Origin of the sequence: Shewanella gelidimarina (assembly GCF_023283945.1) — a bacterium.
Lineage (GTDB): Bacteria > Pseudomonadota > Gammaproteobacteria > Enterobacterales > Shewanellaceae > Shewanella > Shewanella gelidimarina.
Genome location: NZ_JAKIKW010000008.1, coordinates 98,210 through 111,002, shown reverse-complemented (window position 1 = coordinate 111,002; position 12,793 = coordinate 98,210). Strand labels below are relative to the sequence as shown.

Annotated in this window: 12 protein-coding genes and 4 tRNA genes; 4 read left to right on the top strand and 12 right to left on the bottom strand. The window is 41.6% G+C overall.

Annotated features, from left to right (window positions below):
* The first annotated feature begins 15 nt into the window (after window positions 1-15).
* Entirely contained in the window at window positions 16-1,284 is a 1,269-nt protein-coding gene (locus tag L2729_RS09200) for a YeaH/YhbH family protein (protein WP_248988008.1), read from the top strand.
* 9 nt (window positions 1,285-1,293) lie between these two features.
* Window positions 1,294-2,823, top strand: a complete 1,530-nt coding sequence (locus L2729_RS09195; RefSeq protein ID WP_248988007.1) for a SpoVR family protein — start codon at window positions 1,294-1,296, stop codon at window positions 2,821-2,823.
* A 61-nt stretch (window positions 2,824-2,884) separates the two neighbouring features.
* Here L2729_RS09195 and rplY read toward each other — a convergent pair whose 3' ends face one another.
* The 11 genes from rplY to L2729_RS09140 all read right to left on the bottom strand — a co-directional run bounded on the left by rplY (window position 2,885) and on the right by L2729_RS09140 (window position 9,863).
* Entirely contained in the window at window positions 2,885-3,172 is a 288-nt protein-coding gene (rplY, locus tag L2729_RS09190; RefSeq protein ID WP_248988006.1) for a 50S ribosomal protein L25, read from the bottom strand.
* Window positions 3,173-3,324: 152 nt separating this feature from the next.
* A complete protein-coding gene (gene mepK, locus L2729_RS09185; RefSeq protein WP_248988005.1) occupies window positions 3,325-3,873 on the bottom strand; it encodes a peptidoglycan L,D-endopeptidase MepK in 549 nt (182 codons plus the stop codon).
* 96 nt (window positions 3,874-3,969) lie between these two features.
* Window positions 3,970-5,322, bottom strand: coding sequence for a L,D-transpeptidase family protein (locus tag L2729_RS09180; protein ID WP_248988004.1), 1,353 nt, complete (start codon window positions 5,320-5,322; stop codon window positions 3,970-3,972).
* A gap of 201 nt (window positions 5,323-5,523) precedes the next feature.
* Complete coding sequence (locus L2729_RS09175; protein ID WP_248988003.1) at window positions 5,524-5,916, bottom strand: hypothetical protein; 393 nt, start codon at window positions 5,914-5,916, stop codon at window positions 5,524-5,526.
* 77 nt (window positions 5,917-5,993) lie between these two features.
* Window positions 5,994-6,079 (bottom strand) — tRNA-Leu (locus L2729_RS09170).
* A gap of 82 nt (window positions 6,080-6,161) precedes the next feature.
* A tRNA-Cys gene (locus L2729_RS09165) sits at window positions 6,162-6,235 on the bottom strand.
* A gap of 10 nt (window positions 6,236-6,245) precedes the next feature.
* Window positions 6,246-6,321, bottom strand: a tRNA-Gly gene (locus tag L2729_RS09160).
* Between the two features lie 152 nt (window positions 6,322-6,473).
* Window positions 6,474-7,022: a CDP-diacylglycerol--glycerol-3-phosphate 3-phosphatidyltransferase gene (pgsA, locus tag L2729_RS09155; RefSeq protein ID WP_248988002.1), complete on the bottom strand. Its 549-nt coding sequence runs from the start codon at window positions 7,020-7,022 to the stop codon at window positions 6,474-6,476.
* Window positions 7,023-7,069: 47 nt separating this feature from the next.
* Window positions 7,070-8,899 carry an excinuclease ABC subunit UvrC gene (gene uvrC, locus L2729_RS09150; protein ID WP_248988001.1) on the bottom strand — a complete coding sequence of 610 codons (1,830 nt, stop codon included), beginning with the start codon at window positions 8,897-8,899 and terminating at the stop codon, window positions 7,070-7,072.
* Window positions 8,900-8,927: 28 nt separating this feature from the next.
* Window positions 8,928-9,572: a UvrY/SirA/GacA family response regulator transcription factor gene (gene uvrY, locus L2729_RS09145; RefSeq protein WP_101091016.1), complete on the bottom strand. Its 645-nt coding sequence runs from the start codon at window positions 9,570-9,572 to the stop codon at window positions 8,928-8,930.
* Window positions 9,573-9,772: 200 nt separating this feature from the next.
* Window positions 9,773-9,863 (bottom strand) — tRNA-Ser (locus L2729_RS09140).
* A gap of 227 nt (window positions 9,864-10,090) precedes the next feature.
* Between L2729_RS09140 and L2729_RS09135 the strand changes: the two genes are divergently transcribed.
* Together L2729_RS09135 and fabA are read left to right on the top strand one after the other, a co-directional pair.
* Window positions 10,091-11,800, top strand: coding sequence for a S16 family serine protease (locus L2729_RS09135; protein ID WP_248988000.1), 1,710 nt, complete (start codon window positions 10,091-10,093; stop codon window positions 11,798-11,800).
* A gap of 67 nt (window positions 11,801-11,867) precedes the next feature.
* Complete coding sequence (gene fabA, locus L2729_RS09130; RefSeq protein WP_101091018.1) at window positions 11,868-12,383, top strand: bifunctional 3-hydroxydecanoyl-ACP dehydratase/trans-2-decenoyl-ACP isomerase; 516 nt, start codon at window positions 11,868-11,870, stop codon at window positions 12,381-12,383.
* A gap of 77 nt (window positions 12,384-12,460) precedes the next feature.
* Here the strand turns inward: fabA and rmf are convergent, their stop codons facing one another.
* A complete protein-coding gene (rmf, locus tag L2729_RS09125) occupies window positions 12,461-12,637 on the bottom strand; it encodes a ribosome modulation factor (RefSeq protein WP_101091019.1) in 177 nt (58 codons plus the stop codon).
* Window positions 12,638-12,793 lie beyond the last annotated feature (156 nt).

Below are 12,793 nucleotides of genomic sequence, written 5' to 3'. Positions count from 1 at the left end.
GGCTCGGAGGTGCGCATGGCAAATTTCATAGATAGAAGGCTCAATGCAAAAGGCAAGAGTACCGTCAATCGACAGCGATTTATTCATCGCTACAAAAAGCAGATAAAAAAAGCGGTCAGTGATGCTGTGACACGCCGTAGTGTGACAGACGTCGATAAGGGCGAGAAAATAAGCATACCCACCCGTGACATAAGCGAGCCCACGTTTCACCAAGGTCAAGGCGGAGTACGAGAACGGGTTCATCCAGGAAATGATAAGTTTAGCCGGGGTGATCAAATTGAAAGGCCCCCATCAGGCAATGGTCAAGGTGCTGGACAAGGTGAAGCTTCTGATTCTGGCGAGGGAAATGACGAATTTGTATTTGAAATCTCAAAAGATGAATATTTGGAGTTACTGTTTGAAGATTTAGAGCTGCCTAACCTGCAGAACAATCGACTTAATAAACTAGTTGAATATCAAGTCTATAGAGCAGGTTTCACCAATAATGGCGTGCCCGCCAATATCAATATTGTCCGCTCATTACGATCTTCGATTGCACGCCGCATGACGATGACCTCATCAAAAAAGCGCATGCTAAAAGAACTGCAACAAGAACTGATGGAACTTGAAGGCACAGCAGGTTCTAACGCTGAACGCATTCTATCCCTTAAAGCACAGATAGACGATCTACAACGAAGAATTAAAAAAGTCCCCTTTATCGACACTTTTGATTTACGTTATAACAATTATGCTAAGCGTGAAGTCCCTTCAAGCCAAGCAGTCATGTTCTGCCTTATGGATGTTTCAGGTTCAATGGATCAAGCAACCAAAGACATGGCAAAGCGTTTTTATATCTTGCTATACCTGTTTCTTACTCGCACCTATAAGAACTTGGATGTTGTATATATCCGCCACCACACCCAAGCAAAGGAGGTTGACGAACACGAATTCTTTTACTCACAAGAAACGGGTGGCACCATTGTTTCAAGTGCACTTAAATTAATGCATGAGATCCAACAAAAGCGTTATCCAGCAAATGAGTGGAATATATATGCGGCACAAGCCTCTGATGGCGACAACTGGGCGGATGACTCACCATCTTGTCATCACATACTCGAAAAGCAGCTATTGCCTGTCGTGAGATATTTTAGCTATATCGAGATCACAAATAGAGCGCATCAAACACTGTGGCGAGAGTACGAAACATTACAGAAGACACACGCTAATATTGCGGTTCAACACATAAAACAAGCCGAAGATATCTATCCAGTGTTTAGAGAGTTGTTTAAGAAACAGGCTGTCTAAGGGGGCGTTATGGACAAAATAGAAAAAAGAAAACCATTAGATGATGGACCCGATTGGAACTTCGATCTTCTTCAAACCTATTTAACAGAAATAGAGCGCGTCGCTCACCATTACCGATTAGATGCCTATCCAAATCAAATAGAAGTGATTACCGCCGAGCAAATGATGGACGCTTACGCAGGTATAGGAATGCCTATTGGCTATACCCATTGGTCCTTCGGCAAACGTTTTATTGAAACGGAACAAGGTTATAAGCGTGGGCAAATGGGCTTAGCTTATGAGATTGTCATCAATTCAGATCCCTGCATCGCCTATCTAATGGAGGAAAATACCATCACCATGCAAGCCTTAGTCATGGCTCATGCAAGTTTTGGTCATAATAGCTTTTTTAAAGGTAATTATCTGTTTAAGACATGGACTGATGCTAGCTCCATTATTGATTACTTAGTGTTTGCCCGAAATTACATCAGTGAATGTGAGGAGTTACATGGTGTTGAAAGAGTGGAAAGCATCATTGATTCATGCCATGCACTAATGAGTTTCGGTGTAGATAGATATAAACGCCCAAGTGAGATCTCCTTTAAAGAGGAGAAAATGCGTCAAAAAGATAGAGAAGCCTATTTACAGAGCCAAGTTAATGATCTCTGGCGTACCGTGCCAGAAACGCCTCAAGAGCAGTTAAAGGCCAAAAAGCAACATTTCCCCGCTGAACCACAAGAGAATATATTGTATTTCATTGAGAAGAACGCACCGCTTCTAGAACCTTGGCAAAGGGAGATTGTTCGCATAGTGAGAAAAATGGGGCAATACTTCTACCCACAAAAACAGACCCAAGTGATGAACGAAGGCTGGGCTACCTTTTGGCATTACACCATTCTCAATCATCTTTATGATGAAGGGCTGGTGACCGATAGATTCATGTTGGAGTTTTTACAAAGCCATACCAATGTTGTCGTTCAACCCAGCTACAATAGCCCGCATTATAGCGGTATTAACCCTTATGCCCTTGGCTTCAACATGTTTATTGATATTCGTCGAATATGTGAAAAACCAACCGAAGAAGATAAACAATGGTTTCCAGATATTGCAGGCAGCGATTGGCTAACAACACTGCACTTTGCCATGGAAAACTTCAAGGATGAAAGCTTTATTAGCCAATATCTTTCACCTAACATCATTCGACAGTTTAAGCTGTTTTCGATCCTAGATGACGACAATAAGAATCACCTCGCAGTGTCAGCTATTCATGATGAACGAGGGTACAAAGAGATAAGAGAAAAATTATCGCAGCAGTATAACTTGTCTAATATTGAGCCTAATATTCAAGTCCATAATGTGGAGGTATCGGGTGATAGGTCTCTAACACTACGTTATGTTCCAAACGCGAGGATCCCATTAGCTGACAGCCGGCATGAGGTTGTCAAACATATCCATCGTTTATGGGGATTTGATGTGCGGATTGAGCAAGGTGAAAATGGAGAGAACAAAGTGATAGCCGCCTGCCCTGAACGCAAGCTTGATAACGCCGCCAATATCTAAAACACATTTTTAAAACACAAAAAAAGCGCCTATTTAGGCGCTTTTTCAATTTACTTAAAAATTAAGCAAATTTAAAGTCAATATGTTCAACTAAAATCTTGTACGCATGACGTTGCATGTCTTGAACACGTACTAATACATCTTTACCATCTAAAGCGATAGTTAGGTCAGTACTGTAAAAATCGTCGTTCCCTTGGATGTTGATGATATCTTTATGATCAAAAACAATAGAGATAGCTTCTTTACCTGGACCATAGATAACAGCAGGAACTTTGTTAGCATGACGTAGGCGGCGGCTCGAACCTTTCCCTATTTCAGTGCGGATTTGTGCAGGAATAGTATAAGACATAATAAAACTCACTTAATATAAATAAGATGTAAAAAATTACAGTAACGGTTTTCGACCAACCCTTACTGGCTAAAAGCGGGCGGATATTAACATAAAAAGAAGAACTAAACAAAATATTCTTCGAGTTCACTTATGACGTATTAACGCTAAGCTTACCAGCTTCGGATAGGCCCGGTATCGATATGTACAAACCCAGAATTTGGGTAATAACCAACACCGCCTAATTTAAGGGCCATGGCGGCACTTCTTACATCAGCAAGTTTAACGCCAGGGATAGCGATATCTAAGGCCATCCCTTTCATATGATAACTTTTCTTTGCGACACCATGACTTCTTTTAGCTAACATCTCATTGGTTTTTGGAGAACGGTAGCCCGATATAATATGAAACTCATCATCAAAACTGAGGGACATTTTCAATTGATACGCAAAATCAAATAAACGTTTATCCATAGGGGCTGATTCATTCTGGCGATGATCTCTTAATACTTGATTAAAGCCGGTCAAAATATCCGCTTGATAATCACCATCGATCCAATAGCTTCCTTGCTCACGCTCACCAGTATGACGGTTGTAAAACCCTAAACTACGCACCCCTTTGGTTGAACGACTTGCCTGTGCCTTTGTTGGAAGCATAGAAAACATTGCAACACCACCAAGGCCTAATAATAACTGTCTACGAGCAGAACATACTACGGTCACACTTTCACCACTGACTACTTTTCCTACAATTGACAGGCAAATTACCCTGTTAGTTTTAGGATTGCAAGTTATCCATATAAAATATCGGTGAGTGCGTTATAAGTCGTTGATTTGAGCACTGGCGGTATCTGCAAAGCTACTGCCAGCCTGTATTTGGTAGATGTCATTTCTAAATTGTGCTTGATTAGACGCGTCTATCCAAGCAGTCCAATACACTAAATGCACATTGAGAGTGGCATTTAACGCAAACCATTGGGTCCGATTTCGGTCGGCATGTCTATCGACCCAAGTCTGTTGATCTTTAATTAAATTTGCCGCCATCCAATTTGCTAACCCTTCAACATTCTCAACCCTTATACACCCTGATGAAAGTGCCCGATTACTGCGCTGAAACAAGTTTGGGTCAGCTGTGTCGTGAAGGTAAATACTAAAATCATTTGGAAAATAAAACTTATATCGACCTAAAGTATTAGTACTACCTGGGCGTTGAACAAATCTAAAAGGAAAGGGTCCTCTTGCTAGATCACTCCACTGCTGCGGTGTTCTCACTACCAAATTATTATTACGATCAAATACATCAAAATTACGCGCTGCGATATAATTACCGTCTTTTCTGACTTGTGGCAGTAAGTCTTTATGGAGGATTGTTTTTGGCACTCGCCAACTCGGATTGATCACGACATTAGAAATTGAACTACTGAGTAACGGCGTTGCTCTGTAGGGTTTTCCGACTATTACCCTTGAAAAAAGCTCAACTTTTCCTTTGTTAAACAGTTCCATTTCGAATGCAGGGATGTTGATCACCAGAAAACGTTCGTCACGTTGAGCCATAAACTCAGCTCGTTGGATATAATTTTTAGCCAGAATGGATGCGCGCTGCTCTGGGGATACATTTAGCCACTTTACCGTTTCAGGACCAATGATCCCATCGGCTTTCAAGCCATGTCTTAGTTGAAAACGTTTTAATGCATCAACAATGTCTTGATTTAGCACTGTCGACTCTGTAACGGCACTTTTAGCATCACCAAGCAACCATAATCGCTTAACAATAACAGGGATAACCGGATGACTTTTCCCTGGGCGGATCAAACCATCAATGATTATCGGCTGCCACCAATCTTGTTCAGCTAACCATTGTAAATGGCGGATACGATTTTGAACCTGCAGATAACCATTTAATTGTGGCTCTAAACCCATCGCTCTAACGAAAGGATCACTAATTTCACTTAATGCTTTGTTTCTAATGGGTATATGATGTTCACTCCAAAATAGTTCGATATCACTTTCAAGCTGATTTAACTCTTTAGAGGAAAGTTTGTTAATAGAGAGTGCTTCTTTATATTGAATAAATTTGCCGTCGGTATCGACTAATGCAAGCAAGGACACCTGTTGGTATAACATCTTTTCAGCACGAGTAAGCCGTTCATCAGCATACCCATTAAAGCTCATGAAAAGCATACTTATACAGCATATGAAACCACAAAATCGCATTTAACCACCCTATTAACATCCCAATGTTAAGTATGGCAAACAATTATGTTTTGTATATGACGTAATAAAGAATTACCGCTGTAAATATAGATATCTCAAGCCAATAAAAAGCACTTACGATAAAGGAGCTAGATTATTGGTTAAAAAAGCACAAGTTAGCTACGGTGTATGGCTAAGGACACCTTTACCTACCTCGGTCTTACCTGTAGCCGGGTAGTATTTTAGCTGCCAGTTTTTGGCGTCTATTGTACGATCCTCAGCGATATAGTTGTAATAGCAATAAGTAGTGGCTTCACTTAACAAACCACCTGAATACCAGTAAATAACGTCATCGCCGTTATCGAACGTATTGTTACCGTGGCTCTCTAAAGTATATTCGTCATTTTCAAGCAGACCTTGCCATATTTCTTTGCAAAATTGTCCCTGCAACCTTGTGCCACTTTCGCTTGAAGTGGTATCTATACCGAGTGGGAATCCCGTCACCCCAGAATCCAATGTCCCATCACCATAACAGCTTACATCGACTTGATAACCGCTTTTACCTGACGCCAACCAACAACTGTGATAAAGCTAAAGTTTATTAATATTAAGACACAAAAAAGCCCTGACGTTAGTCAGGGCTTAAATGATGGTACCCGAGGCCGGACTTGAACCGGCACGCCTATTAAGCGAGGGATTTTAAATCCCTTGTGTCTACCGATTCCACCACTCGGGCAAACTCGTTGATTTTGATGATGCGTGTTATCGGTAGAAACACTGTAGTTAATCACTTAACCACTCATCAAACTCTTAATCTTTGGAGGCGCGACCCGGAGTCGAACCGAGATAGGCGGATTTGCAATCCGCAGCATAGCCATTCTGCCATCGCGCCGGCGTTAAATTGGAGCGACATATCAGGTTCGAACTGATGACCTATACCTTGGCAAGGTATCGCTCTACCAACTGAGCTAATGTCGCGTTTCAATTTAATCTGTAATCAAGTTCTTGCTTAGTTCGCTTCCCCTTGACTACGGAATGGCATTCTACCGATTTATATCGAAGAGTCAACGCTATATTTAGAGATAAACAACTGCTTGCGCACTAATTAATCTCATTGATTTTAAAACGAGCTACTCGGCGGTTAAATCGCCCCAAGCGGCACGTATATAGCTCATCATTGACCAAAAAGTGAGAACTGCAGCAACGTAAAACAAACCAAATGCACTATAAGTAATAAAATCGTTTGGCTGCCATATTAATCCTGTAATCGCAGTCATCTGTGCCGCTGTTTTATATTTACCGATCCAAGAAACGGCTACAGTGCCTCGTTTACCTATTTCAGCCATCCACTCTCTTAAAGCAGAAATAACAATCTCCCTGCCAATCATAAATAATGCTGGTAAAGTCAACCACACACTATCGTATTGAGCCACTAGCAGTACTAATGCAGTGGTCACCATGATTTTGTCAGCAACGGGGTCAAGGAAAGCACCAAATCGAGTCGATTGTTTTAGTTTTCGTGCAGCGTATCCATCGAGCGCATCGGTAACCGCGGCTAACCAGAAAACAAAAGCTGCGGCGAAAAGGGCCCAACTGTCAGGCATGTAAAAAAGAACGATAAACACAGGTAACAGTAATAACCTGAAAAGTGTTAACGCAATAGGAATGTTAAACGGCATTATAAGACCTAGAATTCAAAATCTGCGCTAATCTTGCCTTAATTTTACTACCCTCGCAATGCATCATGTATTGTTTGTGCCATTTCTAAGCTGATACCAGGTACTTTTCCCAATTCTGCCACGCTCGCCCCCTTAACTTCCTGTAAACCGCCTAAATGTTGCAATAATGCCTTACGTCGTTTAGGTCCCACGCCTTCAATAGATTCTAGTGAAGAGGTATTGCGGGTTTTCTGCCGCTTATTACGATGCCCTGTAATGGCAAAGCGGTGTGACTCGTCACGTATTTGTTGGATCAAGTGTAGGGCACCGGAATCTGCGGGCAGAGAAAAAGACACTTCATTTTCGCCATAGATCAATGTTTCGAGACCGGGCTTCCTGCCTTCCCCTTTGGCAACGCCTATTAATGTCGGCGCTTGATCTAACGAAACAAATTTCTCATCCACTATCTTTTGAGCGATGCGTAACTGCCCTATTCCGCCATCAATAAACAAAATATCAGGTATCTTGCCACCACTAACAACCTTATCAAAACGGCGACTAATAGCTTGTTTCATTGCAGCGTAGTCATCCCCAGGAGTAATGCCATTAATATTATAACGACGGTAATCGGCTTTGTGCGGACCTTCTCTATTAAATACAACGCAAGAAGCAACCGTACTTTCCCCCATAGTGTGGCTGATATCAAAACATTCCATTCGCTGTATTTTATGACTGACTTCAATTGCCTCCTCTAGTAACAAGAAGCGTTGCTCAACCGTATTCTTATGTGACAGCCTGGTATTCACCGCATTGGTCGCATTGGTTAACGCTAACCGCAAGAAACGGGCACGTTCGCCTCGCACCTGACTCTTTATCTCTACTTTTTTTTCTTGAGCGGCTTTAATGGCATCAGCAAGCTGCTCTTGCTCTTCAAAAGTATCACTGACAAGGATCTCTTTAGGTGTGATTCGCTGGCTGTCCGAATTAAGATAAAATTGAAACATAAAGGCGCGTAACACTTCAGACAATTCCGTATCGACCGGCACTTTTGGATAGTAGCTTCGGCTACCAAAAATTTTTCCTTCACGAATAAACAACAGATGAAAACAAGCCACTCCAGATGCGAAGTGAACGCCTATCACGTCCATATCACCTGAAGAGTGAGAAACCTCTTGTTGCTCCGCAACTCGCCTTAGCGCTGTGATCTGGTCTCGGTAACGAGCGGCGTCTTCATAATGGAGTTCACCGGCCGCTAGCTCCATCTTTTCGACGAGTGCTTTGGTAACCTGTTGATCTTTACCTTTTAAAAACAGGCCAGCTAATGTGACTTGTTCTTGATAGTCTTTAAGCGATACTAGGTCTACACACGGCGCACTGCAACGGCCAATTTGATATTGCAAGCAAGGACGAGATCTTGCTTTGTAATACAGGTCATCACATTGCCGAATAGGAAATATTTTTTGCAATAGATGCAAGCTTTCACGCACAGCGCCGCCATTTGGATAAGGCCCAAAGTATTGGCCTTTATCTCTCTTCGGCCCCCTGTGATACGAGAGCCTTGGGTGCTTATGGTTACTTAATAAAATATAGGGATAGGACTTATCGTCTCTAAGCAGTACATTGTATTTAGGCATGTACTGCTTTATATAATCATTTTCTAGAATGAGTGCATCGGTCTCACTGTGCGTGACTGTGACATCGATATTGAAGATTCTTGATACCAATGCTTGAGTTTTTACATTGGCTAGATTTTTACGAAAATAGGAAGATAACCGCTTTTTGAGATCTTTTGCTTTACCAACATAGATAACGGTATCTGCAACATCATACATCCGGTAAACACCAGGCGAGGATGTCACCGTTTTCAAAAACTCATTTGAATTAAACGCTGCTGTCATACGCTCTTTATATATCTATAGACACTAATTAGAACTGACCAGTATCGAGCATTTTATAGCGTATGGCTAATCGAGTGAGTTCAACATCACCACCAATACCTAATTTTGCGAACAAACGATAGCGATAGCTGTTAACCGTTTTGGGACTCAAGTTAAGTTGCTCTGAAATATCACTGACCTTTTCACCATTGGTGATCATCAACATGATCTGCAGCTCTCTTTCAGAGAGGGTTTTAAATGGATTGTCTTCCGACTGATTAAATTGACTAAGCGCCATTTGCTGAGCAATTTCTGGCGATAAGTAACGCTGTCCATGTGCCACTTGTCGAATAGCTTGCATCACTTCTGGCGAGGTAGCCCCTTTAGTTAGATAACCAGACGCTCCTGCTTGCATCACTTTAGTGGGAAAGGGATCTTCAGTATGTATCGTCAGTACGATAATTTTAGCATGCGCTTGAAATCTGAGTATTTTACGAGTGGCTTCTAAGCCCCCAATACCCGGCATATTCATGTCCATTAAAATGACATCAGCTTCGTTTTTACGACACCATTGAACCGCGGTCTCTCCATCACCGGCTTCACCTACGACTTTAATTCCACGTTCGTCTTCTAAAATCCGTCGAATACCGGTGCGTACGAGCTCATGGTCATCGACCAAATATACTGATATCAAAGCTGCTCTACCTTAAAATGAATCTGGCTTGAATCAAACTAGAATCAAGCTAACTTATTCAGTCTAATTTAGCCCATATACTTCAAATTAGAAAGCTAATTTTACACAAGTACCAACATAACAATAATGTATATCGCTTTCAATAACAATGAGTTAGCCAGAAAGCAAAAAGGCAGCCTATTAGGCTGCCTTCTTTAATGTGGCGGAGAGATAGGGATTTGAACCCTAGATGGGCTACAAACCCATGCCGGTTTTCAAGACCGGTGCATTCGACCACTCTGCCATCTCTCCGAACGCCGTAGATATTAGGCGTTTCAGCATTAATTGTAAATACCAAATACTTGATAATTTTCGTGTAACGGCACAACTGCCTATCTTACAGACAAATTGGTGGTTGTTCATCCTATCACCAGCACCCGCGCTCTGAATGTTATGGGGACGACTAATACAGACTTACTTGATAGCTAGCAGCAATACTATGGTAATATCGATTTAGTAGAAAAACTTACATGATATATATGAACTCAAACATTATTCCCACAGCTGCACTTAAACCGCAATTTACATTACCAGCGGATTTAGTTAATGAAAGTTCACCAGAGATGCGGCTAATCGGTCAATCGCGTGTGCGTGATGCATTCAAACTTTTAGGCCGCACTCACGACCAGCATATGTATTTAGCCGATTTTTCAGGCTGTAATCGTAAATACATCATCAATGCACTTGTTCATACAGAAGGCGTATTCCCAAATAAACACCTTATATTGCAAGACAGCACTACCATTTGGCTTGAGGCCGAAGTCCCTTCTAATGACACCGTTATTGCGACCAAACAAGCTCAGTATCAGTACCTTTCTGGTACGGTCAAGAAGCATGATCTTATTGGCCGTTATGATGAAAACACCAAGCAGTATAAGGCGGGGGCTCTTGCCAACTGCCATTACCTATTTGTGTGTGCTGATTCTATCTGGAAACGTGAATCGCTATGGGAGTTGCTGCTTGAAATCCTCGATAAGAAAGAGTACCAAGTGCATTCGAGCCTTCCCGCCCTTGCTTTAAACTGCAAAATCATCCTCATTGGTTCTAGTAACCAATATGGTCACTGCTGGTTAGGTGAACCTAGTTTTTCAAATCATTTCCCTCTTTTGGGGGAGCTCATCAACGAAGTAGACTTAAATGAAGTCAGCCTGGTTGAATACGACCAATGGTTAAACTGCATTTTAAACGATCTTAATCTGACTTTAGATCGACAAGCCAGATTGGCATTGTTTGAATACAGCGCCAGACTTGCCGATCATCAACAACGATTAAGTTTGATGTCTATCAACATTGAGCAGTTATTAGTCCAAGCTAGTGCATACGCGCATACACGACATATCGATATCAAGGCATTCCAACATAGTATCGATATGTTTAATCAACGCCACAACGCCTCAGAGAAGCTTTCAGAGCAGAACTTTGACGATCTATTTATCAGTCTCCCCACCCAAGATGAAATGATTGGCCAAATAAATGGCTTAACCGTCATAGAAAATGCTGAGTACAGTTATGGAGAACCCGCAAGAATTACCGCATCAGTGCATTATGGTGATGGAGAAGTCGCCGATATTGAAAGGAAATCAGAACTCGGCGGTAACATTCATGCTAAAGGAATGATGATTTTGTCTTCCTGCTTGTATCGTATTTTTGGTAAAGATGCACCTTTACATCTCAATGCCAATATTGTGTTCGAACAATCTTATCAAGAGATCGATGGCGACAGTGCCTCTCTTGCAGAATATTGCAGCTTAATCTCCGCAATTTCAGAAAAGCCGATAAAACAAAGTCTGGCTGCAACCGGTGCGATTGATCAATTTGGTAATGTACAAGCTATTGGCGGCGTTAACGAAAAAATTGAAGGTTTTTTTAAGCTGTGTCAACGCCGTGGCTTAACGGGTCATCAAGGTGTCATTATTCCTTGCTCTAATATGCAGCAATTGAACCTCAAGCAATCTGTTATTGATGCCGTTCATCAAGGGCTCTTTACACTGTATCAGGTTAAACACATTGATGAAGCCGCTGAAATTTTAATGCAGACCCCGGCCGGTACCGCAGACAAAGATAACCAGTTTCCTGATGACTCACTTTACGGCTTAGTACAGGCTAGATTAGAGAGTTTGGCGGGTTATCAAGACGAAGATAAGTCTTTTTTTGTGAGGCTCCGCGAAAAATTATCATTTTCTAGCTGATCGGAGTTGTTTAGCGTACACGTGTTCGCTAACCTTGGAGGCTCAAATAGCTGGAGAATTAAATATAATGAGTAACGCAAACAGTTTTACGAAAGAAGACCTAGTCGCCTGTGGACTTGGTACCCTTTTAGGACCTAACTCTCCTAAATTACCGAAAGACAATATGTTGATGATCGACCGCGTGCTTAAAATTAATGCAGATGGCGGTGAATTCGGTAAAGGTGAAATTGTAGCTGAGCTAGATATTAATCCTGACCTTTGGTTTTTCGACTGTCATTTTGCATCAGATCCGGTTATGCCGGGTTGCCTAGGCTTAGATGCTATGTGGCAGCTTGTTGGCTTTTTCCTTGGTTGGGAAGGAGCAGAAGGTAAAGGCCGTGCATTGGGCGTAGGTGAAGTGAAGTTCACTGGTCAAGTGCTACCAGATGCTAAAAAAGTGACCTATAAACTAACGATTAAGCGTAAAGTGTACCGCAAGTTAGTAATGGGCATTGCAGATGCCACCATGGAAGTGGATGGTCGTGAAATTTACAGCGCAAAAGATTTAAAAGTCGGTATTTTTACTGACACCTCAAGCTTCTAAGCGTTAAGTTACAGCATTAGAGATAAACAACGCCCTCAACTATGAGGGCTTTTTTCATGTTTAATATTAAATAAACGTTACTTATTAAACAAACCGCTTAACCTATCATCAATACCTTCTCGCCAACCACCAAGCCATTGTGATTTTGAGTCGAGTGTCGAATATGGACAAATCTCTTTAGAACGGCCCCCAACTCCAGCCTGAAAACCTTTCGAAAAAGCTCTGTCTAATCGATCTCTTTTTTGTCTCTTCATGCAAGCGTCCTCTCTTCCATAATGATTGAAGCTCTAATGCTTCAACACTATGAATAAAACTTTTTGCAGTAGAGATCAATCAAAAAATGCGACCATTCTGAAGGTTAAATATTAAGCTATTGAGTTGTGGGGTAAAAATAAAAATAAAAAAAATCG